At 42.5% G+C, this 24908-nt stretch carries 17 protein-coding genes, 7 tRNA genes and 4 rRNA genes; 5 read left to right on the forward strand and 23 right to left on the reverse strand.

What is annotated here, in order from left to right:
- Window positions 1-108 precede the first annotated feature (108 nt).
- Complete coding sequence (gene tilS, locus EL121_RS05285; protein WP_039198225.1) at window positions 109-1368, forward strand: tRNA lysidine(34) synthetase TilS; 1260 nt, start codon at window positions 109-111, stop codon at window positions 1366-1368.
- Window positions 1369-1395: 27 nt separating this feature from the next.
- Here tilS and EL121_RS05290 read toward each other — a convergent pair whose 3' ends face one another.
- The 16 genes from EL121_RS05290 to EL121_RS05365 all read right to left on the reverse strand — a co-directional run bounded on the left by EL121_RS05290 (window position 1396) and on the right by EL121_RS05365 (window position 12030).
- Complete coding sequence (locus tag EL121_RS05290; protein WP_039198227.1) at window positions 1396-1686, reverse strand: DUF5389 family protein; 291 nt, start codon at window positions 1684-1686, stop codon at window positions 1396-1398.
- Between the two features lies 1 nt (window position 1687).
- Window positions 1688-2581 carry a site-specific tyrosine recombinase XerD gene (gene xerD / locus EL121_RS05295; protein WP_039198229.1) on the reverse strand — a complete coding sequence of 298 codons (894 nt, stop codon included), beginning with the start codon at window positions 2579-2581 and terminating at the stop codon, window positions 1688-1690.
- Between the two features lie 113 nt (window positions 2582-2694).
- A tRNA-Trp gene (locus EL121_RS05300) sits at window positions 2695-2770 on the reverse strand.
- 50 nt (window positions 2771-2820) lie between these two features.
- A tRNA-Asp gene (locus tag EL121_RS05305) sits at window positions 2821-2897 on the reverse strand.
- Window positions 2898-2909: 12 nt separating this feature from the next.
- Window positions 2910-3025, reverse strand: a 5S ribosomal RNA gene (gene rrf / locus EL121_RS05310).
- Between the two features lie 57 nt (window positions 3026-3082).
- Window positions 3083-3198, reverse strand: a 5S ribosomal RNA gene (gene rrf / locus EL121_RS05315).
- Window positions 3199-3294: 96 nt separating this feature from the next.
- A 23S ribosomal RNA gene (locus EL121_RS05320) occupies window positions 3295-6194 on the reverse strand.
- A 268-nt stretch (window positions 6195-6462) separates the two neighbouring features.
- Window positions 6463-6538: transfer RNA gene (locus tag EL121_RS05325), tRNA-Ala, on the reverse strand.
- Between the two features lie 51 nt (window positions 6539-6589).
- A tRNA-Ile gene (locus tag EL121_RS05330) sits at window positions 6590-6666 on the reverse strand.
- A gap of 81 nt (window positions 6667-6747) precedes the next feature.
- Window positions 6748-8287: ribosomal RNA gene (locus EL121_RS05335) — 16S ribosomal RNA — on the reverse strand.
- Together the 16S, 23S and 5S rRNA genes with 7 tRNA genes alongside form the textbook arrangement of a ribosomal RNA operon.
- A 180-nt stretch (window positions 8288-8467) precedes the next feature.
- Window positions 8468-8544 (reverse strand) — tRNA-Pro (locus EL121_RS05340).
- A 28-nt stretch (window positions 8545-8572) separates the two neighbouring features.
- Window positions 8573-8648, reverse strand: a tRNA-His gene (locus EL121_RS05345).
- A gap of 30 nt (window positions 8649-8678) precedes the next feature.
- A tRNA-Arg gene (locus tag EL121_RS05350) sits at window positions 8679-8755 on the reverse strand.
- A gap of 159 nt (window positions 8756-8914) precedes the next feature.
- Entirely contained in the window at window positions 8915-9640 is a 726-nt protein-coding gene (gene wecG / locus EL121_RS05355; protein WP_039198230.1) for a lipopolysaccharide N-acetylmannosaminouronosyltransferase, read from the reverse strand.
- A 1-nt stretch (window position 9641) separates the two neighbouring features.
- Entirely contained in the window at window positions 9642-10958 is a 1317-nt protein-coding gene (gene wzyE, locus EL121_RS05360; protein ID WP_197050927.1) for an ECA oligosaccharide polymerase, read from the reverse strand.
- Between the two features lies 1 nt (window position 10959).
- A complete protein-coding gene (locus EL121_RS05365) occupies window positions 10960-12030 on the reverse strand; it encodes a TDP-N-acetylfucosamine:lipid II N-acetylfucosaminyltransferase (protein ID WP_039198232.1) in 1071 nt (356 codons plus the stop codon).
- Window positions 12031-12422: 392 nt separating this feature from the next.
- Between EL121_RS05365 and hcp the strand changes: the two genes are divergently transcribed.
- Window positions 12423-14078 (forward strand): hydroxylamine reductase, encoded by a 1656-nt coding sequence (gene hcp / locus EL121_RS05370; RefSeq protein ID WP_039198234.1) that lies wholly within the window; start codon window positions 12423-12425, stop codon window positions 14076-14078.
- 110 nt (window positions 14079-14188) lie between these two features.
- Window positions 14189-15208, forward strand: a complete 1020-nt coding sequence (gene hcr, locus EL121_RS05375) for an NADH oxidoreductase (RefSeq protein ID WP_039198236.1) — start codon at window positions 14189-14191, stop codon at window positions 15206-15208.
- 76 nt (window positions 15209-15284) lie between these two features.
- Here hcr and wzxE read toward each other — a convergent pair whose 3' ends face one another.
- The 7 genes from wzxE to wecA form a co-directional block, all read right to left on the reverse strand.
- Complete coding sequence (wzxE, locus tag EL121_RS05380; RefSeq protein ID WP_039198238.1) at window positions 15285-16535, reverse strand: lipid III flippase WzxE; 1251 nt, start codon at window positions 16533-16535, stop codon at window positions 15285-15287.
- The gene (gene rffA, locus EL121_RS05385) at window positions 16532-17665 is read right to left on the reverse strand and encodes a dTDP-4-amino-4,6-dideoxygalactose transaminase (protein ID WP_039198240.1); all 1134 of its coding nucleotides are present in this window, start codon (window positions 17663-17665) and stop codon (window positions 16532-16534) included. Before rffA ends, wzxE begins: the two co-directional genes overlap by 4 nt.
- 15 nt (window positions 17666-17680) lie before the next feature.
- The gene (gene rffC / locus EL121_RS05390) at window positions 17681-18304 is read right to left on the reverse strand and encodes a dTDP-4-amino-4,6-dideoxy-D-galactose acyltransferase (RefSeq protein ID WP_039198242.1); all 624 of its coding nucleotides are present in this window, start codon (window positions 18302-18304) and stop codon (window positions 17681-17683) included.
- Window positions 18304-19572 (reverse strand): UDP-N-acetyl-D-mannosamine dehydrogenase, encoded by a 1269-nt coding sequence (gene wecC / locus EL121_RS05395; protein WP_039198244.1) that lies wholly within the window; start codon window positions 19570-19572, stop codon window positions 18304-18306. Before wecC ends, rffC begins: the two co-directional genes overlap by 1 nt.
- A 67-nt stretch (window positions 19573-19639) precedes the next feature.
- Window positions 19640-20779, reverse strand: a complete 1140-nt coding sequence (wecB, locus tag EL121_RS05400) for a non-hydrolyzing UDP-N-acetylglucosamine 2-epimerase (RefSeq protein ID WP_081978378.1) — start codon at window positions 20777-20779, stop codon at window positions 19640-19642.
- On the reverse strand, window positions 20763-21683 hold the full coding sequence (locus EL121_RS05405) for a transporter (RefSeq protein WP_231554673.1): 921 nt from the start codon (window positions 21681-21683) through the stop codon (window positions 20763-20765). The genes wecB and EL121_RS05405 overlap by 17 nt, the downstream gene beginning before the upstream one ends.
- A 15-nt stretch (window positions 21684-21698) precedes the next feature.
- Complete coding sequence (gene wecA / locus EL121_RS05410; protein WP_039198246.1) at window positions 21699-22769, reverse strand: UDP-N-acetylglucosamine--undecaprenyl-phosphate N-acetylglucosaminephosphotransferase; 1071 nt, start codon at window positions 22767-22769, stop codon at window positions 21699-21701.
- 355 nt (window positions 22770-23124) lie between these two features.
- Between wecA and EL121_RS05415 the strand changes: the two genes are divergently transcribed.
- Window positions 23125-23604: a hypothetical protein gene (locus tag EL121_RS05415; RefSeq protein ID WP_039198248.1), complete on the forward strand. Its 480-nt coding sequence runs from the start codon at window positions 23125-23127 to the stop codon at window positions 23602-23604.
- 17 nt (window positions 23605-23621) lie between these two features.
- On the forward strand, window positions 23622-24908 hold the full coding sequence (locus EL121_RS05420) for a hypothetical protein (protein ID WP_039198250.1): 1287 nt from the start codon (window positions 23622-23624) through the stop codon (window positions 24906-24908).

The raw sequence follows: 24908 nt of genomic DNA on the forward strand, positions 1-24908 counted from the left end.
TTCTTTAAATTTTAACATATTCAAGTCGGCTCTCACTGCTCTTTTTCAAAAAGAGCCGCTGAATAATGATAGAATGAGGAAAATGACCGACCATAAATAAGGCGCAATATGTTATTTGATACACTTCGAAAACAATTTAAACACTACTTCCCGACCCAGCGAGATTTTGTGCTTGGCTTAAGCGGTGGTATTGATTCGATTGTGTTACTGCACCTGTTAGCCGAATTACAGCTCAACCTAAGAGCGGTACATATTCACCATGGACTTAGTCCGAATGCCGATAGTTGGGCAGCTTTCTGTGAGCAACTTTGCAAGCGGTTAAAAATCCCGTTTATTTTGCAAAAAGTTACGGTGGATCGCAGTGAAGGTATCGAAGCCGGCGCCAGAACGGCACGTTATCAAGCAATCGGTGAAATTATTCTGCCTAACGAAGTGTTAGTGACCGCTCATCATCTTGATGATCAAGCAGAAACGTTCCTGCTTGCCTTGAAACGTGGCAGTGGAATCAAAGGACTATCGGCGATGCAAGCGGTCGGATTTTGGCAAAATTTTACCATTTTTAGACCGCTTCTTAATGTGAGCAAAGCGCAAATCGAACAATATGCGCTGCAACAGCAATTAACTTGGATTGAAGACGAAAGTAATCACGACAGCCATTACGACCGTAATTTTTTACGCAATGAAGTGTTGCCGATTGTGAATCAACGCTGGCAGCATTTCAGTCAAATGGTGGCTCGTTCTGCACAGCATTGTGCCGAACAACAAATGTTATTGGAAGAATTACTCGCTCAAGAATTACAACACTATGCGGACTTTTCTGAAAAGCGCTTAAATATCAAAGAGTTCCCACAATTTTCTATGGCAAAGCAACAGCAATTAATTCGTTTATGGCTGGAAAAATGCGGCGCACAAATGCCAAGCACGGCACAGCTGATGCAAGTGATTCAGCAAACAATTTATGCGGATGCCGATAAAAATCCGCAGCTTAAATTAGCCGATTTTTGGCTACGCCGTTATCAACATCATTTATATTTAACCGGTGAACTGCTCGAGATAAACGATTTTTGCCAGCCGCTCTGCACACAACAATCGTTAACGCTACCGGACGGAGTCGGCGAGTTACAACATTTAGGCGACAGCATTATTTACAAAAAATCAGGTAAAATTGACCGCTTGTTATTGCCGGAAGCGTTAGTAAATGCTCCGCTGCAAGTAAAGTTGGCGCATCAGGGTAAAGTCAAACAGTATGGCAAGCCGATGCGAGAAGAAATGAAGAAACGCTACCAACAAGCGCAAGTTCCAGTCTGGTTACGTAAACGCACACCGCTTATCTTTTTCAGCGATCAGTTAGTTTTTCTTTGCCATTAAAAAAACCTGCTTTCGCAGGTTTATGGGTTATAAGGATTGGATAATATAGCCAAGTAAGACATAAAACCCAATGAGAAAAAACATCAATAAGCCTCTTGCTAACGATTTTTTTGATTGATGTAACTTATATAAAACCAATGCAATTACAAATAAGACTAATGGATAAATCCAGAAAGCCGTTGAAAACCAATTAATCTGAGCTGGACTTAACGCTAGGCTAGAAAATTTGGGTGAAACCAATAATGCAAGCGGCCATAATGCACAAGGTAAGCAAAAGAATGCTAATGCCCAATTAAATTTAGATGATGATTTTTGCATATTATCCTCGTGGATGAAATTGTTGATGTAGTGATTTTAAACGTGCTTTCGCGACATGAGTATAAATTTGAGTAGTAGAAAGATCACTATGCCCCAAAAGCATTTGTACCACCCTTAAATCAGCGCCATGATTGACTAAATGTGTTGCAAAAGCATGGCGCAATACATGTGGAGACAGCTTCTCACTATCAATACCGGCCAAAACAGCGTAATGCTTTATTCTGTGCCAAAAGGTTTGACGTGTCATTTGTTGACCACGGCGACTTGGAAATACAACATCTGATTGTATATTATTTAATAATATTGCACGCCCATATTGGAAAAATTCTTGAATCCAATAACTTGCCTCTTCACCTATCGGTACTAATCTTTCTTTATCACCTTTACCCACAACACGTACTACGCCCTGATGTAAACTCACATTGTCTATTGTGAGAGAAACAAGCTCGGTAACACGTAGCCCTGTCGCATAAAGTAATTCTAGCATTGCTTTATCACGTAACTCGACCGGATCTAACGTATTCGGACAATCCAATAAATCCATCACTTGCTCTTCACTTAAAGATTTAGGTAAATGAATCGGCTTACGAGGAGAAGTTAAAGTTAATGTAGGATCATCTTGTCGATAATTCTCTATATATAAAAAGCGAAAAAACTTACGTAGACAACTTAACATTCGAGCTGAACTCGTTGCCTTATAACCTTGTTCCAATCTCTCGCCAAGAAAAGACTGTAAGTCAAAATGATCTAAAGTAAGAAATGCTTTGGGTGTAGGCAACCATTCAGAGAAACTCTCTAAATCTAAACGATATGAAGCTGAGGTATTTTCAGATAACCCATGCTCTTGCCATAAGGTATCTAGAAATTGTTCAATAATAGGATCTAAACTCTTCATAAAGCTACTTTTGTTTCGGAATATTTTATTATTCTAACAGAAAACCTAACCTCAAAGAAAAAGTATAAATATGCAAAAAGCCGATTAGTATAAACTAATCGGCTTCTTAAATATGGCAGGGGCGGAGAGGCTCGAACTCCCAACACCCGGTTTTGGAGACCGGTGCTCTACCAATTGAACTACGCCCCTATTGGTATCATATATAGATAAAGCGAGTAACTAACTCGCTTTTAGATAAGTGGCGGAACGGACGGGACTCGAACCCGCGACCCCCTGCGTGACAGGCAGGTATTCTAACCAGCTGAACTACCGCTCCGCAAATTTAGTAGATTAACAGTGCCCTACTCTCACATGGGGAAGCCCCACACTACCATCGGCGTTACCGCGTTTTACTTCTGAGTTCGGAATGGAGTCAGGTAGAGCCACGGCACTATGGCTGTTAATCAAATTCTGTACTTATTAACTTAACTCACTTAGTTAAAATAAGCTAAGGTAATAAAAACCCGACGATGCTCTACTCTCACATGGGGAAGCCCCACACTACCATCGACGTAACGGCTTTTCACTTCTGAGTTCGGAATGGATTCAGGTGGGACAACCGCACTATTGTCGTCGGGAAATTCGGTTTAAATTCGAAACAAGCTGCTACTGATTTTTAGTTTAGTTCTCTTTAGCATTTATTTGCTTCATGCCCAAAAACACTTGAGCGTTGTATAGTTAAGCCTCTCGGGCAATTAGTATCCGTTAGCTCAATGGCTCACACCACTTACACACCAGACCTATCTACGTCGTAGTCTCCAACAACCCTTACAGTCTTATAGACTGGGAGAACTCATCTTGAGGCAAGTTTCGTGCTTAGATGCTTTCAGCACTTATCTCTTCCGCATGTAGCTACCCAGCAATGCCTCTGGCGAGACAACTGGAACACCAGTGATGCGTCCACTCCGGTCCTCTCGTACTAGGAGCAGCCCCTCTCAATTCTCCAACGCCCACGGCAGATAGGGACCGAACTGTCTCACGACGTTCTAAACCCAGCTCGCGTACCACTTTAAATGGCGAACAGCCATACCCTTGGGACCTACTTCAGCCCCAGGATGTGATGAGCCGACATCGAGGTGCCAAACACCGCCGTCGATATGAACTCTTGGGCGGTATCAGCCTGTTATCCCCGGAGTACCTTTTATCCGTTGAGCGATGGCCCTTCCATTCAGAACCACCGGATCACTATGACCTGCTTTCGCACCTGCTCGACTTGTCTGTCTCGCAGTTAAGCTTGCTTATACCATTGCACTAACCTCACGATGTCCGACCGTGATTAGCAAACCTTCGTGCTCCTCCGTTACTCTTTGGGAGGAGACCGCCCCAGTCAAACTACCCACCAGACACTGTCCGAGACCGCGTTCCGCAATCTTCGTTAGAACATCAAACGTTAAAGGGTGGTATTTCAAGGACGCCTCCACAATCACTGGCGTGACTGCTTCAAAGGCTCCCACCTATCCTACACATCAAAATTCAATGTTCAGTGTCAAGCTATAGTAAAGGTTCACGGGGTCTTTCCGTCTAGCCGCGGGTACACCGCATCTTCACGGCGATTTCAATTTCACTGAGTCTCGGGTGGAGACAGCCTGGCCATCATTATGCCATTCGTGCAGGTCGGAACTTACCCGACAAGGAATTTCGCTACCTTAGGACCGTTATAGTTACGGCCGCCGTTTACTGGGGCTTCGATCAGGAGCTTCTCTTTCGATAACACCATCAATTAACCTTCCAGCACCGGGCAGGCATCACACCCTATACGTCCACTTTCGTGTTTGCAGAGTGCTGTGTTTTTAATAAACAGTTGCAGCCAGCTGGTATCTTCGACCGGTTCAACCTTCGAGAGTAAATCTCTACAATCTACGCCGGCGCACCTTCTCCCGAAGTTACGGTGCTATTTTGCCTAGTTCCTTCACCCGAGTTCTCTCAAGCGCCTGAGTATTCTCTACCTGACCACCTGTGTCGGTTTATAGTACGGTTTAGTATAACCTGAAGCTTAGTGGCTTTTCCTGGAAGCGTGGTATCGGTTACTTCATCTCCGTAGAGACTCGTCATCACTTCTCGGTGTTAACGGAATTCCGGATTTGCCTAAAATTCCCACCTACCGGCTTAAACAGACATCCAACAGTCTGATAACCTAACCTTCTCCGTCCCCACATCGCAGTTATACCAAGTACGGGAATATTAACCCGTTTCCCATCGACTACGCTTTTCAGCCTCGCCTTAGGGGCCGACTCACCCTGCCCCGATTAACGTTGGACAGGAACCCTTGGTCTTCCGGCGAACGAGTTTTTCACTCGTTTTGTCGTTACTTATGTCAGCATTCGCACTTCTGATACGTCCACCAAACTTCTCAATTCAGCTTCATCCGCTTACAGAACGCTCCCCTACCCAACAGTATTTCTACTGATGCCGCAGCTTCGGTGACTAGTTTTAGCCCCGTTACATCTTCCGCGCAGGCCGACTCGACTAGTGAGCTATTACGCTTTCTTTAAATGGTGGCTGCTTCTAAGCCAACATCCTAGCTGTCTAAGCCTTCCCACTTCGTTTCCCACTTAACTAGTACTTTGGGACCTTAGCTGGCGGTCTGGGTTGTTTCCCTCTCCACGATGGACGTTAGCACCCACCGTGTGTCTCCTGAGTATCACTCTTCGGTATTCGCAGTTTGCATCGGGTTGGTAATCCGGGATGGACCCCTAGCCGAAACAGTGCTCTACCCCCGAAGGTGTCCGCTCAAGGCTCTACCTAAATAGATTTCGGGGAGAACCAGCTATCTCCCGGTTTGATTGGCCTTTCACCCCCAGCCACAAGTCATCCGCTAATTTTTCAACATTAGTCGGTTCGGTCCTCCAATTAGTGTTACCCAATCTTCAACCTGCCCATGGCTAGATCACCGGGTTTCGGGTCTATACCTTGCAACTCAAACGCCCAGTTAAGACTCGGTTTCCCTTCGGCTCCCTTATTCAGTTAACCTCGCTACAAAATATAAGTCGCTGACCCATTATACAAAAGGTACGCAGTCACCCCATTAAGAGGCTCCCACTGCTTGTACGTACACGGTTTCAGGTTCTATTTCACTCCCCTCACTGGGGTTCTTTTCGCCTTTCCTTCACAGTACTGGTTCACTATCGGTCAATCAGGAGTATTTAGCCTTGGAGGATGGTCCCCCCATCTTCAAACAGGATTTCTCGTGTCCCGCCCTACTTATCGTTAGCTTAGTACCATAATAATGTTTTCGGATACGGGATTATCACCCTCTACGATTGAGCTTCCCAGCTCATTCTCCTAACAAAACTATTATCACTAACAGGCTCTTCCGCTTTCGCTCGCCGCTACTTACAGAATCTCGGTTGATTTCTTTTCCTCGGGGTACTTAGATGTTTCAGTTCTCCCGGTTTGCCTCACTATCCTATGTATTCAGATAGTGATACTAGATTCTTCATCTAGTGGGTTTCCCCATTCGGATATCTTGGATTAAACGCTTCTTATCAACTCATCCAAGCTTTTCGCAGATTAGCACGTCCTTCTTCGCCTCTGATTGCCAAGGCATCCACCGTGTACGCTTAGTCACTTAACTATACAACCTCAAATGTTCTTATTCTTTCAAACTTCGCATTTGACGTTAGTTTTTAAACTAAACACTTAGCTGCTTTTGTTCAGCTAAGATTTTTTAACTACTCAGACTTTCAATGTATTCGTTATCACTTCCGCTTTAACGAACTTGAAAAATCTCTCAGTTTTTCAGCTTGTTTCCAATTTTTTAAAGAACAATTTAAGACAATAATTTGACTTATCATCATGACTAAATAAACAAACATTCTATTTATTCACTTAGTCATGATGATTGGTGGAGATAAGCGGGATCGAACCGCTGACCTCCTGCGTGCAAGGCAGGCGCTCTCCCAGCTGAGCTATATCCCCATACATCATGACTGAACATAATCTCACCTTTCAGTTTTCACTCGTTTAGAGTGGTGGGTCTGAGTGGACTTGAACCACCGACCTCACCCTTATCAGGGGTGCGCTCTAACCACCTGAGCTACAGACCCAAAAGGATGCCGGATTATATCCGTTTTCGTCTTCTTTCTATCAAACAATCTGTGTGAACACTTGCAGTCGCTTAATCTTGGTAAGGAGGTGATCCAACCGCAGGTTCCCCTACGGTTACCTTGTTACGACTTCACCCCAGTCATGAATCATACCGTGGTAAACGCCCCCCTTGCGGTTAAGCTATCTACTTCTGGTACAACCCACTCCCATGGTGTGACGGGCGGTGTGTACAAGGCCCGGGAACGTATTCACCGCAACATTCTGATTTGCGATTACTAGCGATTCCGACTTCATGGAGTCGAGTTGCAGACTCCAATCCGGACTTAGACGTACTTTGTGAGATTTGCTCCATGTCGCCATATTGCTTCCCTCTGTATACGCCATTGTAGCACGTGTGTAGCCCTACTCGTAAGGGCCATGATGACTTGACGTCATCCCCACCTTCCTCCAGTTTATCACTGGCAGTCTCCTTTGAGTTCCCGGCCGAACCGCTGGCAACAAAGGATAAGGGTTGCGCTCGTTGCGGGACTTAACCCAACATTTCACAACACGAGCTGACGACAGCCATGCAGCACCTGTCTCATGGTTCCCGAAGGCACTCTCGTATCTCTACAAGATTCCATGGATGTCAAGAGTAGGTAAGGTTCTTCGCGTTGCATCGAATTAAACCACATGCTCCACCGCTTGTGCGGGCCCCCGTCAATTCATTTGAGTTTTAACCTTGCGGCCGTACTCCCCAGGCGGTCGATTTATCACGTTAGCTTCGGGCACCAGACTTAAAGTCCAATCCCCAAATCGACAGCGTTTACAGCGTGGACTACCAGGGTATCTAATCCTGTTTGCTCCCCACGCTTTCGCACATGAGCGTCAGTACATTCCCAAGGGGCTGCCTTCGCCTTCGGTATTCCTCCACATCTCTACGCATTTCACCGCTACACGTGGAATTCTACCCCTCCCTAAAGTACTCTAGTTGACCAGTATGAAATGCAATTCCCAGGTTAAGCCCGGGGCTTTCACATCTCACTTAATCAACCGCCTGCGTGCCCTTTACGCCCAGTTATTCCGATTAACGCTCGCACCCTCCGTATTACCGCGGCTGCTGGCACGGAGTTAGCCGGTGCTTCTTCTGTAGTTAACGTCAATTACCAAATCTATTAAATTTGATACCTTCCTCGCTACCGAAAGAACTTTACAACCCGAAGGCCTTCTTCATTCACGCGGCATGGCTGCATCAGGGTTCCCCCCATTGTGCAATATTCCCCACTGCTGCCTCCCGTAGGAGTCTGGACCGTGTCTCAGTTCCAGTGTGGCTGGTCATCCTCTCAGACCAGCTAGAGATCGTCGGCTTGGTAGGCCTTTACCCCACCAACTACCTAATCCCACTTGGGCTCATCTCATGGCATGTGGCCTTGCGGTCCCACACTTTAATCCGAAGATATTACGCGGTATTAGCTACAGTTTCCCGTAGTTATCCCCCTCCATAAGCCAGATTCCCAAGCATTACTCACCCGTCCGCCACTCGTCACCCAAGGAGCAAGCTCCTTCGTGCTACCGTTCGACTTGCATGTGTTAAGCCTGCCGCCAGCGTTCAATCTGAGCCATGATCAAACTCTTCAATTCAAAAAGTTTAATCGCTCAATAAACTGCTTAGCTAAGTTTACATATTACTTTAAAAGTAAAAATGAATTTCTAGTTTAAGCACCTATTAAGACTTCAAAATCAAAAATATTTTTTAATTAAGTCAATCAACAAGTGCCCACACAGATTGTCTGATAAATTGTTAAAGAACGAAAAATAAAGTGGTCGGCGAGATAGGATTTGAACCTACGACCCACTGGTCCCAAACCAGTTGCGCTACCAAGCTGCGCTACTCGCCGTCAGTTACTCATAAGAGTATATTTTAAATGGGGTGGCTAATGAGACTCGAACTCACGACAACCGGAATCACAATCCGGGGCTCTACCAACTGAGCTATAGCCACCATTGCCGATTGAATATTGCTTTTGACCACTGGCGCGCTCGACAAGATTCGAACTTGCGACCTTTGGCTCCGGAGGCCAACGCTCTATCCAACTGAGCTACGAACGCTTACGATTTTCATCGTTTTGTTTAGTGCGTCGCAACGGAGGCGTATATTATAGATTTCACCTTACCTTGTCTAGCACTTTTTTTAAAAAAGTTACAAAAATACGTTCGCCTGCTTTTAATTTATTCAAAATGAATAATAATTGTCAATTTTGCTGTTTTTTATAGCTGTTTTGTGTAGTAGTAATACGCAAAGCGAATTAAATTTAATTGACGTCGCCAGCGTGTCGGTTGGCTCAATAAACGATATAACCACTCTAACCCGAGATCTTGCCAAATTTTAGGCGCACGTTTAACTTTTCCGGTAAATACGTCATAAGTGCCGCCTACGCCCATATATAAGCAATGCGGATGGGCTTGTTGAGCTTTTTGCATAAAAAGTTCTTGTTTCGGTGAACCCATTGCGACACTCACAAACTTTGCGCCGCTCTGACGAACTCTTTCAATCAGCGCATGTTCGTCTTCCATTTTAAAGTAGCCGTCTTGCGTCCCGACAATATTGACATTCCAAGCGGTTAATTTTTGCTGTACTTTTGCCAATGTCTCCGCAGTGCTTCCCACCAAGAATACCGGAACCGCTAACTCGCCGGCTTTCTGCATCAGCGCTTCCCATAAATCGGCACCGGCAATGCGTTCTATTTCTTGTATATTCGGATATTTCTTTTTAATAGCGCGGACAATGCTAATGCCGTCCGCATATTTATACTCAGCATTCTCCAGTAATTTGTTAACTTCGGCTTGTTGCTCGCTGATAATGAGTTTTTCCGCATTAATTGCAATTAGTTTGCCGGTTTTGATCGCTTGTTGGTTCATTAAAAAATCCACGAAGGTCATTTTGTCTTTTGCGGCAAGTAATTCAATGCCTCTAATGGTGACGCTTTGTATCATATTAGCCTTCTTTTATACGTGTAATGTTGTTAGCAAGTGTGCTAACCAGATAGGCGATTAGCCAACATAATGCAAAAATCACACTGAAAAAACTCAAGCGAGAAAAAAAGGCATCGCTCCCTTCTCGCACCAAAACAATGATATTGAATAAATTCGCAAAGCAATAAGCCTGAATCAGTGCGGCACGACTGGCTTGAGAATGTGTTCTGCCGTAATCAAGCAATCTATCGAAAGCTTTAATAAGTAAGCCAATAAATGCCATACCTAAAGCGATCATCGGAAAGCCGCCCATAATATAGAAAGAACCTAAGAGAGTCGGCGAAATGGCTAATCCGGAAAAATTACCTAATATTTCCCACGTAAAATAATTTGCCGTATTTAAAACATAGTCCGGTCTGTCCAACCATAGCCATTTAGGAATATACACATAAAAATCACGCACTATCGGCATCAATCCCTGATGTTCCATCGGTTGATCTAAAATTAAGGCAACATTTTCCCATGGTGAGAAGGTATCACGTGTTAAATATAAGAAAGTAAATAATGCTTCTTTACCGCTCACATTCAAGCCGTAACGTACCAGTGCTAAGACGAACATTGCACCTATCATTGCTACTCCCGCTATCACTAACCATTTAAAGCTAAGGTAGCGTTTATAAAGGCCAATAAAAAAGAACAACACAAATGCCAATGCCATATTGGCTCTGGTTCCGCCCACTGCTAAATAAGTGAGTACTCCAAATGCCACACCACAGCTCAGAAAAGTAACCCACGCTTTTTTATTGTTCGATAAGAAAAACATAATCAGTAGCGCAGGAATAAAGAAATAGAAGAAGCGTTTTAAAGCCACGCCGCTTACCGCTGCGGAAAAGATTTGGTTATATTGCGTAAGTTTAAAGAGTAGTAGCCCATTTATCGCAATAAACGCCACTAAACTCGCAATTGCCACTCCCGCTAACAGATAAGCGGTCACTTTTGCTTCAAATTTTGCAAATTTCTGTGGAAATTCGACCGCTTGTTGTCTTGTATCCACTCTTGATAATAATGAAGAATGATAGATAGCGTAATAGATGAGGTAACCGGATAAAGCACTAAATAAAGTTAGCAACAAGCTGTCCGCACTTTGTAGCTCAACATTAAAACCTAGAAATAATGTCAGCGATAACGGAAAACCTAAATAAAAAGTCACAAAATAAATAACACTAAATAATAAGTGGAACGAAAAAGGCTTTCGCTGATAAGCCATATAGCAAAGCGCTAAGAGCAGCCATGCCGACAAGATATAAAATCCACCGAGTAAAGCATATTCCATTATCATATTATTTTTCACTTACCTGCGTTAAAAGCGCTAACCATTGCGTACGATAATTCGGTGCAAAAAAGCTAATCGTACTTTTATCTAAATTCGCTAATTGTTGTTGAGTTTGTGCAAGCTTGGTCGGCGTTATCTCTTCACTATAGAGAAAAGGGACATTCTCCGCTTGCATATCAAGCGTAAAAGGATTATTACGACATAAAATCGTCGGGATATTTAGCTGCGTCAGTAAACAGATGGTTCCTATGCCCTGTTGACGTTCAAAGTTAAAATAGCCCGCATCGCATTTTGCCAATAGCGCCAAATAGTCCTCAAAATTCAATTGCTCCGTCAGAATTTCAATTGCATTTTCCGGAAATAATTTGACCGCCTGTTGCCTTACTTGCTCGATATAGTGCTGGTTATTCGCCGGATAACCCATTGGAATAATAATGCGAACCTGATCGCCCAAATGTTGCTTAATTTGTACCAGCGCATCTATATGACGATTCGACTGATCGCCCGAATTCCCTAATAAAACGGTTAATTGTGAATGATTCGGCACTATTTCTTGAGGCTGAAGATTTGCCATCTTGGTTGGAAAATATAATACGCTGTCTTGTGTAGGATCACGTTGCAACTTTTGATGTGCAAAAGCCAAATCTCCTTTCGTTCCCCATAACACCGGCAATTTATTTTGTGCCATACGGCGAACGGGATACATCATTTTAAACTTCCACGCTTTTGAGTCTTCATATAAATCCGCGCCCCAAATATGCCAATAGCAGCGAGAAGCAGGTAGATTCCCACTTAAAATTGCAAACCAAAGCGGAAAATTATACTGACCGTGCAAAATAAATTGCGCCTGCTTATCCAAACGAGCTTTACGCACCACCGTTTGAGCAATACTTTTTTTCGTGTCGAAACAAGAAAGAGATAGATTAGGGTACGCACTAAGTAGTGAGCGATCCGCTACAACATAAAAGAAATGCTGTTGACCATTTAATTGAGGCAACAGTTCGTTCTGGAAAAAGCTCAACACCGTATGATTATGATGTGGAATATCTGAGCCTAAAATGTGATAAATCGGTTTCATAAAATGCTTTCTGAAAATATATGACGCTTGTTATAGCCAAAGACAAAAGCGACCAATACTGATCGCCGAGATACGTTCTAATATTATGTTTTTTAAATGACAGCTTCAGATCAGTATAAAAATACTCTGATGATTAAAAGTTTATCATATGCCGCTTAGAATCAAAACAAGCGGTCAAAAACCACTAAAACTTTACCAATAAAATTAGGAATAATTTGCAATAAAAATAACCTATACCCTATTTTAAGTAGATAACTACGACTAGATCAAATTCCCTGCATTTTCCAAAATTTTCTGCTTTTTCTCCATTTTTGTTATCGCTATGATTGCGAACATTAATTCCTACTATTTTAGTAGGTTACTTATTTTATTATTTAAATTGGAGTAATTTTATGTACTGCGTTCAATGTGAACAAACTATGGTAACCCCGGTGGGAAACGGTTGTAGTTTCGGTCAAGGTATGTGCGGTAAAACGGCGGAAACCTCAGATTTACAAGACTTATTAATTGCCTGCTTACACAGTCTTTCTGCGTGGGCGTTAAAAGCGCGTGAACACGGCATTATCAACCACGATGCGGACAACTTCGCCCCTCGTGCGTTCTTTGCCACCCTAACCAACGTAAACTTCGATTCAAACCGTATCGTTGGCTATGCGCAACAAGCGATTATTTATCGTAACGAATTAATTAAAGCGGTCAGCGAAATTGAGCCGAACCCCACGCTCAACCATCCATTAGCACACATTGAACTCAAAGGCATTTCAATTGATCAACTTGCCGAACAGGCTAAAGAATTTGCATTAGATACAGATCGAGCGGAAATCGGTGAAGAAGTTCACGGCGTGCGTTTATTAGCGCTTTACGGCTTAAAAGGTGCGGCGGCTTATTTAGAACACGCTTATGTGTTAGGCAAATTCGATAACGATTTATATGTGGAATACCACGGCTTTATGGCTTGGTTAGGCACAAAACCAAGCGATTTAAACGAATTACTCGAGAAATCGCTCGCTATTGGTGCAATGAACTTTAAAGTGATGGCAATGTTAGATGCCGGCGAAACCGAAACTTTCGGCAATCCGGTGCCGGCAACGGTAAATATCCGTCCGGTGAAAGGCAAATGTATCCTGATTTCAGGTCACGATTTAAAAGACTTAAAAGAATTATTAGAACAAACCGAAGGCAAAGGCATTAATGTTTACACCCACGGTGAAATGCTACCGGCACACGGCTATCCGGAACTGAAAAAATACAAACATTTAGTCGGTAACTACGGTTCAGGCTGGCAGAATCAACAAAAAGAATTTGCGCGCTTCCCAGGTGCGATCGTGATGACATCAAACTGTTTAATCGATCCGAATGTGGGCGATTATGCCGATCGTATCTTCACTTGTAACATCGTAGGCTGGCCGGGTGTGGTGCATTTAGAAAAACACAACTTTGCACCGGTTATCGAAAAAGCGTTGGAATGTGAAGGCTTCCCATATACCGAATTAGAACATTACATCACCGTTGGCTTCGGTCGCAAGACTTTAATTGACGCATCGGACGCAGTAATTGATTTAGTCAAAGCGGGCAAATTAAGCCATGTATTTGTGATCGGTGGTTGTGATGGCGATAAAGAAGAACGCCACTATTACACTGATTTAGCCTATGCGTTACCGAAAGATACTGCGGTGCTTACGCTTGGTTGCGGTAAATACCGTTTCAACAAACTGGATTTCGGTACGATTGATGGCGGCTTACCTCGCTTACTAGACGCAGGTCAATGTAACGACACCTATTCAGCGATTATGTTAGCGGTAACGCTTTCGCAGAAATTAGGGATTGGCTTAAACGAATTGCCACTTTCGATTGTGCTTTCTTGGTTCGAACAAAAAGCGATTATCGTGTTATTAACGCTGTTAGCGCTTGGCGTGAAAAATGTTTATTCAGGCCCAAGCAAACCGGCGTTCTTAAATGACAATGTGATGAATTTATTACACGAAAAATTCGGTTTAAGCGGTTTAACTACCCCTGAACAAGATTTCGGTCATATCATCAATAAATAATCGGCTAATTAAAAAAGAGCGGTTAAATTTCGCAAAATTTTTGCAAATTTAAACCGCTTGTAGGGGCGGGTTCAGTGCCCGCCCGAAAAGAACAAGAAGGAATAATTAAAATGGCAAATACCAATAAAAACCCTTTATGTATTAACGAATTACAGGTTTATTCAATCGTACAAGAAGCGCCAAAGGTAAAAACGATTAACTTTATCGCACAAGATTTCTACCCATACCAAGCAGGGCAATATGCGTTAGTCAGCATTAAAAACACGCCGCATATTACTCGTGCTTATTCACTTTCTTCTACCCCGGGCGAGAGCCGTTTCGTGTCGATTACCGTGCGTGAAATTGAAGGCGGGGTCGGTTCGACTTGGCTTAATAATGAAGTGAAAGTCGGCGACCAAGTGTGGTTCTCGAATCCAATGGGCGAGTTTTCTTGCCAACAGGTGTTAGCAGATAATTACTTATTAGTCGGGGCAGGAAGCGGTGTTACACCAATTATGTCGATGGCTCGTTGGTTATTGGCAAACCGTCCGGAAGTAAACTTAACCGTTATCCATTCCGTACATTCACCGGAAGATGTAATTTTCAAATCGGAATGGCAAGAGCTACAAGCTAAATATCCGAAACTCAACTTAGTGATTAACGCTTCGGTCGGGGCAACCGAAGGCTTTGCAAGCGGTCGAATTTCGGCAGAAATTATCAAAAATGCCGTGCCGAATGTGAGCGATTACACCGTGATGACCTGCGGCCCCGAAGCCTATATGGTGGCGTTAAAAGATATCGTAACCGAATTAGGCGTAAGCGAAGATCGATTCTTTACCGAAGCTTTCTTTAATACTGCCTTAGCCGGTGAAATCAGTTCGGATAAGAAAACCACCTTAACCATCAACGGTGCAAAACAAATCACTGCAGAAGTGCCGGTCGGTATGACCCTATTAGCCGCATTAGAAGCACAAGAACAACCGGTGGTTTCCGGCTGTCGTACCGGTTTATGCGGTTTATGTAAAACCAAAGTCACCGGCGGTGAATATGAAGTGGTACACACCGGCGATTTAACCGAAGAAGAAATTGCACAAGGTTATGTGCTGGCGTGTAGCTGCCGTGTGAAAGAAAATGTGAGTGTCTCAGTCTAAATTCAACCTCAACAAATAATTAGCAAGTATTGTTAATAACAAAGCCCTCAGGCAGGATGTCCCGAGGGCTTTTTCTTTAATGCTTCATATAGTATTTGAATCCTGCCACGCATAGCAAGAAATAACAAAAGTAAGTGACAAAATAGGCTTGCGTTGCCCCTTCCGCACCATACGGCGGAATGAACAAATAGCCCATACCAACTAATAACGCTAATTGTAAGAACTCGGCTGCCGCATACAGTTTTAACGATGCCTTAGCCACAACCAAATAGCCGAATACATAAGCCATTACTTTAAAAACATCACCAAGTAACTGCCAGATAAACAGCGACTCCATCGCCAAGAAATCTTCGGTATAAAGCAGCAATATAATCCAATGCTTAAACATGAAAATGATAAAGCTAATCCCAATAACAGAAATACCGACAAATTTAAGCGCTTTAATCAGCTCTTTTTGCACCGCAAATTTTTCATGCAATTTGGCAAAAGTCGGTAACAAATAAACCGAAAATGCCGCAGTAATAAATTGTAAATAAGCATCGGAAATCTTACTCACTCCTTGCCATAAACCAAGCGCTTCTAACGAATGATGTTCAACTAATAAATCTCGCATCAACACATAAGCAACCGGCAAAGTTACTGCAGTCAGAAAAACCATCACGCTAAATTTCAGCAATTTCTTCGCGTATTCGGCAGAAAATGTAAAATTTCCCCAAAATTTGACCGCTTGTAGCTGCCTGCTTAAGAAATAACGAGCCGGCAAAAACACTAATGCCGGTAACACAACAAAACCGACTAATGCGCCTTGATAGCCATAGCTATATAAGCCGATGAGAAAAAAGATTAAGCCTAACAAAGAACCGATAATCACGCTCAATGCATTTGCTTTGACGTTACGATAGCCTTTTAAAATCGCTAAAAAATAATTGCTATTGGCAATCCCAAACTGCGCAACAGCAGTTGCCATAATCACGGCTTGATAATCTTTCGAATAAAAGAGCCATTGGCTAATCTGCTCGGCAAATAAGAACAAAATCAATGCCAACACACCGGAAAACAGCACAATAATGCGATTAGAGGTTGAGAGCAAAGCGGTTAACTTATCAGGCTGATGTTCAAATTCCGCCACATACTTGGTGACGCCGTTAAAAATACCTGCACCGGCAAAAACACCTAACACGGTAATTAGGGTCATAAAATTGGCAACTTGACCTAAGCCCGCCGTGCCGAATTGCAACGCAAATAACTTAATCAGTAATAACCCGACGACAATTTTAAATGCAGTAGAAAATGCCGTCCAAAGGGTTGTGCTACTTAACGATTTCATTGATGAAGAAATTCCAATACCGCCTCAATCACAAGGCGTAATTCTGCTTCCGACATATTATAAAATAAAGGTAAACGTACTAAACGATCGCTTTCCACGCTAGTGTATTGATCCTCACCGAAAAAAGTGCCGAATTGTTGCCCTGCCGGGCTTGAATGCAACGGAATATAGTGGAATACCGCTAAAATATCCTTTTGCTTCATCCATTCAATAAAGGCGCTACGTTCAGTTAAATCTTTAAATTTTAGATAAAACATATGCGCATTATGCTGACATTCCGCCGGTACTTGCGGTAACTGAATGCGTTGTTCCGCTGCAAAAGGCGAAAACGCTTCGAAATACTGTTGCCAAATACTCAAACGGCGCTGATTGATTTGTTCCGCCGCTTCAAGTTGCGCCGCTAAATAAGCCGCTTGTAAATCGGACATCAAAAAACTTGAACCGATATCACGCCACGTATATTTATCTACTTGTCCTCGGAAAAATTGGCTGCGATTAGTGCCTTTTTCTCGCACGATCTCAGCACGTTCTACCAATTTAGCGTCATTAATTAAGATCGCCCCGCCTTCGCCGCCTGAGCTGTAATTTTTAGTTTCGTGAAAACTATAACAACCTAAGTGCCCGATTGTACCTAACGGTCTGCCTTTATAAAAAGCCATCACGGCTTGCGCTGCGTCTTCCACCACATATAAATTGTGTTTAGCTGCAATCGCCATAATGCTATCCATTTCACAAGCAACGCCGGCGTAATGTACCGGCACGATGACTTTTGTACGAGAGGTAATCGCCGCCTCAATTTTCGTTTCATCAATATTCATCGTATCCGGACGAATATCGACAAACACAATTTTCGCCCCACGCAACGCAAACGCATTTGCCGTAGAAACAAAGGTGTAACTTGGCATAATCACTTCATCACCCGCTTGAATATTCAGCAAAATTGCCGCCATTTCAAGTGAGGCGGTGCATGACGGCGTTAACAACGCTTTAGGTGTGCCGAAGTGCTGTTCAAACCAGCGTTCGCATTGCTTGGTATAATAGCTATCGCCGGATAATTTCCCGCTATTAATCGCATTCTGTAGATAAGCCAATTCACTGCCAATGACCGGCGGTTTATTAAATGGAATCATATTTCATCACGTTATTTAAAGACAAAACCAATAGCTTGCCTGCTGAAGCGAAGCGCCTAATTTCTGATACAAGCGAATAGCGTTTAGGTTGCTCGTTTGAGTGGCAACCGCTAATGTTTCCGCACCTTGCTGTTGCGCCCAATTGATTGCCGCCTGTAATAATTGACTGGCGATACCTTGTCGGCGAAATGATGGAGCAACCGCCAGTAAACCAACCCGAGCCTGCTTATCTTGTACACGAACGCTAATTCCGCCCTGAATTTGACCGCTTACCGTTTTTAATACTAAGCAAACGTCATCAAATTCCGCTCGTACTGCGTTGCTAATCCACGTTTGGTAAAAACGTTGATTTTCTTCTGCGGAAAACCACGGCGCTCGAAAGCGACTCATAGGAAATGCCGTACCAAACAACGCTTGTAATGAAGTAATATCCGCTTCGGTTGCCAGCTGATAAGCGGTCATTTTTGGCAAAAAATTTACCAATGACAGACAGAAATCCAACTCGCCCTCAACAAACTGAAACCCTTGTTGCTGTACCAAGCGAATCTGTTCTATATCGTCTGCTGCAACTTTGATTTCGTAAATGTCTCGTCCGAAAAATTCGGATAGCCATTGATTCGGTGCAATTTTACGCTGCATTATTTTATCCATACGCCTCTTGTATCGACTAACCAGCGCTGCGGAATTGCCTCGGCCGACACCGCTTTAAACGATTGATGATCCACCAACAAGACTAAAATATCCGCCTGCTGTAACGCTTGTTCAAAGCTTAACAGCTCGACTTTATCTTGCAATTTTGCCGGTAAACGAGTGACATTCGGTTCCACCGCAAACACTTTACCGTTGTGCCAATTTGCAAGATTTTCGGTAATTTCCACCGCTGGGCTTTCACGCAAATCATCAATATCCGGTTTAAATGCCAAACCCAAACAAGCGATTTTTACCTCACTCGGTTTAACATTTTTCTCCGTCACACAATCCGCTAATGCCGCTTTTACTTTATCCATCACCCAATGCGGTTTGCTGTCATTCACCTCCCGTGCCGTGCGAATTAAACGCGCCTGTTCCGGCGCTTGCGAAACAATAAACCAAGGATCAACCGCAATACAATGCCCGCCGACCCCCGCGCCCGGCTGCAAAATATTCACTCGCGGGTGGCGATTAGCCAGCTCAATCAATTCCCAAACACTGATTTGCAATTTATCGCAAATCATCGACAACTCATTGGCAAAAGCGATATTGACGTCACGGAAGCTATTCTCGGTTAATTTACACATTTCCGCTGTACGGGCATTAGTTTGAATACATTCGCCTTTTACAAAAAGTTTGTATAAATCGACCGCTTGTTGTGCGCATTTAGCACTTAGTCCGCCAATCACGCGATCATTTTGGAACAGTTCCACCATCACTTTGCCTGGTAAAACACGTTCCGGACAATATGCGATACGAATATCGGCAGCCTCTCCGGCTTCATTCGGGAAGCTCAAATCCGGGCGAATTTCTTTCAACCACTGGGCTAATTGTTCCGTCGTGCCAACCGGTGAAGTCGATTCTAAAATAACTAAATTACCTGCGGTTAAATGCGGTGCGATCGCACGCGCGGCGGCTTCAATATAACTCAGATCCGGCTGGTAATGATTTTTGAAAGGGGTAGGAACGGCAATAAGAAAAGCATCGGCAGGCTGAACCGAAACACTTGCAGAAAGTAGCCCTTTTTCGACCGCTTGTTGGACGGCTTGGTCTAGGTCCGGTTCAATAATATGAATCTTACCTTGGTTAATGGTATTGACCGTATCGGCATTAATATCGACCCCCAAAACTCGGCAGCCTGCTGTCGCAAATGCCGCTGCGGTCGGTAGCCCGATGTAACCTAAGCCAATTACTGAAATGGTATTAAAAGTTGTCATTTGCTGATTTCCGAAAACCACCATATAACTACAGGTGGTAAAAAAAGCTTTGTGGACAGCACAAAGCTTATGAATAGAAAGTTTGTTTAATTGCAGTCACGATACGTTGGCAAGCCTGACCGTCACCATAAGGATTATGCGCTTGCGCCATCGCTTGGTAGGCGTTCTCGTCTTGTAACAAGCGCTCTACTTCCGCAATAATTTTTCGTGTATCCGTCCCCACCAAACGTACCGTGCCGGCTTTAATCGCTTCCGGACGTTCGGTGGTTTCACGCATCACCAATACCGGTTTGCCTAACGCCGGCGCTTCCTCTTGAATACCGCCGGAATCGGTTAAAATCAAATAAGCCCGATCCATTAGATAGACAAACGGCAAATAATCCTGCGGCTCAATTAGAAAAATATTTTGAATACCGGCTAACAAACGGCTGACCGGTTCGTGTACATTCGGATTTAAATGTACCGGATAAACAATTTGTACTTCAGGATACTGATTCGCAAGCTCAACCAATGCTTGGCAAATACGCTCAAAACCTTGTCCGAAACTTTCTCGGCGATGCCCGGTCACTAAAATCATTTTTTTAGTATGATCCAAAAACGGGTAACGTGCTGCTAATTGCCTTGCAAGCGGTTCATTATGACCAATTTTTTGCAAAATACTCAAAAGCGCATCAATAACAGTATTGCCCGTCACCCAAATAGATTGCGCCGCTTTACGCTCTTGTAATAAGTTGGCTTTCGCTTCTTGGGTTGGCGCAAAATGATAGTTGGCAAGTACACTCGTTAATAAGCGATTGCCCTCTTCCGGAAACGGTGAATATAGGTCACCGGTTCTAAGCCCCGCTTCAACGTGTCCGACCGGAATTTGCTGATAATAACAAGCTAATGTTGTGGCGAATGTGGTGGTGGTATCGCCATGCACCAACACAATATCCGGACGATACTCTGCAAATACCGCTTGTAGTGCTTGCAAGATTCGCACGGTAATATCGGTGAGGTCTTGTCCGGACTTCATCACATTCAGATCAAAATCAGGTCGAATCTCAAACAGTTCCAATACCTGATCCAGCATTTCTCGATGTTGTCCGGTTACGCACACTTTGGCATTAAATGCCGGATCATCCGCCAACATCTTTGCCAGCGGTGCCATCTTGATCGCTTCAGGACGTGTACCAAAAACGGTTAACACATTAATTTGTTTCGCCATTACCTTGCTTTCTGCTCAATAAACCCGAAAAAGAAACCAGCATGATACCGAATAATAATCCGCTTAATCCGCCAATCATTAACCAAAGCGATTGATTAGGAGAATGGGGTGAAAGCGGAACATTCGGTGCTTTGACGAAACGGAATGCCACCAATTTATCATCCAGCGGTTGTACTGAACGCATTAAAGCTAATTTCCCGTTCCAATCTTGCGCAGCAATTTGATTGCCTTGTTGCGTTGCACCTAATTTGATTTCCGCTGCCGTTTTCACTTGTTGAAATAAGATTTTCCATTTGGCAATCAGTTCCGCATTTAAGGTTTGTTTCGTCTGTTGATTAGCAAACGCAATAAATTGGCTCAGTAACTGTTGCGCTTCTTCCGGATTGACTGACGATACGCTTAAACGATCCGCCGGTTGACGTTTTGAAGCATTATCAAACACAAACTGGGTTGCCATTTGTTGTGCTACCACCGCAATCGGCTTATTTTCAAGCTGAGCCTTTAATTTCACCGTTTCCGTTTGCGCTAAGAAATTTACTAACACATCGACTGACGTAAGATTTCGTTTAAATTCCTCATACGCCGCCTGTGCCGCAAGTTCTTCCGCTTTTTGTGACACCGCCGGTGCTAAGGAAAGCGCACTTTTATCGTCTTTTAAGACATGGTAAGTGACATTATCACCACCATTTAAAAAACTATAAGTCGAATACAGTGCATAGTAATTGCCAAGCTCTAATACTCTCGGCTGATCAAACTGTGCGACCGATTTCCATACTGGTGTTTGTAACTGCGCTAAACCAAAAGCAGCGCCCGCACCGATGGCGGTAGTGAAAATAAGCGTTGTCGTACCTTTACATAATCTTTTGAAAAAGGCGCTTAGGCTGATTGATTGCTGTTGTTGCATAACAAAACCTTATGATTATTGCTCAAGTTTCAGCTTTCTTTTTGCTCTACGTTTCATTCGGCGAATCAAACGAGTAACACGCCAAGCATGCGTAATTGAGTAAGCATAGATAAAGAACAGCGCAATAAAACCAATAGTCATCACCCACTGGTTCCAATAGTAATATTCACCTAGCACGCCGATGGTAGAACAAATTGCCGCCCCGAAGGTAATCACCGCTAACGCTTGGCGCGAAGTTAATCCCGCACGCATCATTAAATGGTGTAAGTGTAAGCGATCCGGTCGAAACGGGCTTTTGCCCTTTTTCAAACGGCGAATAATTACCGCTACCATATCAATTAGCGGCACGGCAATCAGCCATAAACCGGTAATCGGGCTAATCGTATGCCCTTGACCTTGCGTGCTGAGTAACAGAATCCAAATAATAGTAAAGCCAATCAGAGTACTACCCGAATCGCCCATAAACACTTTCCACTTTGCACCGAAGACACTGAGGTTAAACAGCGCATACGGAATCAATACGACAATAATCGCAAAGCACCAATAAGCTAAGGTGTATTGCTCGTCCAGCCACATCAGCACACCGATACCGGCAAAACTGGCACTGGAAAGCCCCGCCAATAAGCCGTCAATTCCATCCACCATGTTAAAGGCGTTAATCACCCCGATGGTCACTAACACAGTGAAAATAATACCCAACACACCGAGTTCAATACTAAACGGTGCAATTACCTGACCTAAGCTATCCAACGAAAGCCCGTTATAAATCATCAAACCGGCTAGCGTTGCTTGGATAACGGCACGAATAAACGGGCTAACATCGAAGCGGTCGTCTAATACACCGATAATCAGCAACGAAGTCACCGCCGTTAAATACAACCACGGTAATCGCATATCTTGCCATTCCATAAAATAGAAGGTGAGATTGCCTAAAAATAAAGCAATTCCGCCGATTAATGGAATAAGCCCTTGGTGGCGCTTACGATAGTTAGGTTTATCCACCAAACCGATTTTTTCCGCCACAGGGCGCATAAAAATGAGACTGGCGAACGAGACAATAAAAACAGCTATAAAAGTAAGCCACATAAAGGGTTTACTCCCTCAAAACGAATGTACAAAAATGTGTGCAGAATATCATAAAGGGGCGGACTCTCAAATTTTTTTAAATTACTGAAGCTAAACAATCCTACAAACAAAATGTTCACTACTATTATATATTCAGCAAATAACACTTTGGTGAAACCATTTTTATCACATCTCTTCATCATTTTTTTTGAGATAGTTCACACTTTTTACTTTTTGTAATTGACTAACCATGATACTAAATTCTACTATCGTAACTAAATATAAACTGGCATCTGTTGTATTTTTACTTATTTGAAATAGAAAAGTAAAATTGCTGTTACTATCTTGCTACACTAATATCAAAGGGAGTATTTCTATGTTTAAGAAATCAATTTATTATCTTATTTGTATATTACCCATGAGTGCTTGCAGTATTAATTTCCTCAGAGCAGAGTTTGGATATATAGATCATTATATTGCATTAAACGACCTGATTAGATCTGAATGGCATCTAAAGAAAACAGGTATTAACCCATATAATATTCAAATACACCAAAGTGTTATACCAAATTACATTACTAATATTTACCCTAATGATAAAAGACACATAAACCTCTCCAAACAAGGTTATTTATTTGAAATACAAGACCCTGAATTAGTTAAAGAAAAAGATTTTCTTATCTCCTTATTCAATTCACCATGTAAAGCAAAAGTCATGAAGAATGATGAAATGAGCCATTATAAGCCTGCCGGCTTAGGATTCCCATTCGGTCGAATGAAAAGTATTATTCGCTGCCGAAAAGGATACTATAAATTAGAACAAATAAACCAACATACCTTTATTATCAAATATTAATTCAAAGGAGTTTTTCCATGTCTAAAAATAACGATACAATGGAACTAGATACTATTGAAGTCACTGGCAAATTAGATGACTCTGATAAATATAGCCGAGAGAAAAGTGATGATAACAATCACCATGACTACACCCCGTCATCAGTATGGAGTCTAAACAAAAAACTTACGGAGCAAGCTGCTGAAAGAATTGATAAAGTATATTCTGGATTTCCTACAGGAAAAGGATTTTATATCGTAATACATGAATATAAAGATACAATTATTGGTCACACTAATATAGAATTTGTTCACAACGCTAAAAGAGATGGTTGGTTTGGAGCTAATACTGAAAAAATTGAATTAGGAAATATAACAGGAGGAATATTTCCCGAATACATGGATTCCCAATCAAGAATAAGATATAAACCAAATAAACATTCATATCAAGTAATTGAAGTATCAAAAGAATCTTATAGTAAGGCATTAATTGAAGCTCAAAAGATGCACGAAAATACTAATGCAAAGAAAGAAGATTACGATATTATTGGTAAAGCACATAATTGTGTCGATTTTTCTATTGATATTTTAAAAAAAGCAGACATCAAGAATTCCGAGAAAATTGTTGCTAATTTTATGCAAGGAAAAACCTTAGCTAGTGGCTATGCAGAAGTAGTTTCTTTAATTACTAATGGAATTCCCGAAAATATTGCTTATGAAAAAGTTTTTTCTAATAATGAGTTTCAAGATTTCAAGAATATGAAGTACGATGATATACCTAGAATCATCGGAAAATATAGTAATTCTACTGGATTTAATTCGATTCTCTTTAATAAAGGAGATAGTAATGATACGTATGAGATAAACACAAATAAAAATATAATAATTTCAGACAGTGGAGGAAACGATACACTAAACATTCACCAGGATTTTAGTAAATTACTATTTAGAAAATCAGGAAATGACTTAAAAATTATAGATACGACATCTAGCAATGCCCTCTTAGTACAAAACTGGTTTAACTTAAAAACAGAAATGGTTGCTACTAAGCGCTGGAAAGGTGGTCTAAAAAGACGTTTCGTTACAGTTAACGAAATGCAAACAGTACCTGATAATTCTCATAAAATTGAGAAAATTGTGGCTAATGGTAAATATTCTTTATCATACGATAAAGTAGATAAGCTTATCGAAGCAATGGCTATTTTTAAGGATGATGGAAGTTTTGCTATTCCAGAGTACGTACGTCATGCTTTTATCAGAATGCCTAACCCCGAAATTTCTAAAAACTTAACTTATATTCAAGATTCTTGGGAAGAAATAAAATAG

It is taken from the genome of Actinobacillus equuli (assembly GCF_900636745.1).
In the GTDB taxonomy this organism is placed as follows: Bacteria; Pseudomonadota; Gammaproteobacteria; order Enterobacterales; family Pasteurellaceae; genus Actinobacillus; species Actinobacillus equuli.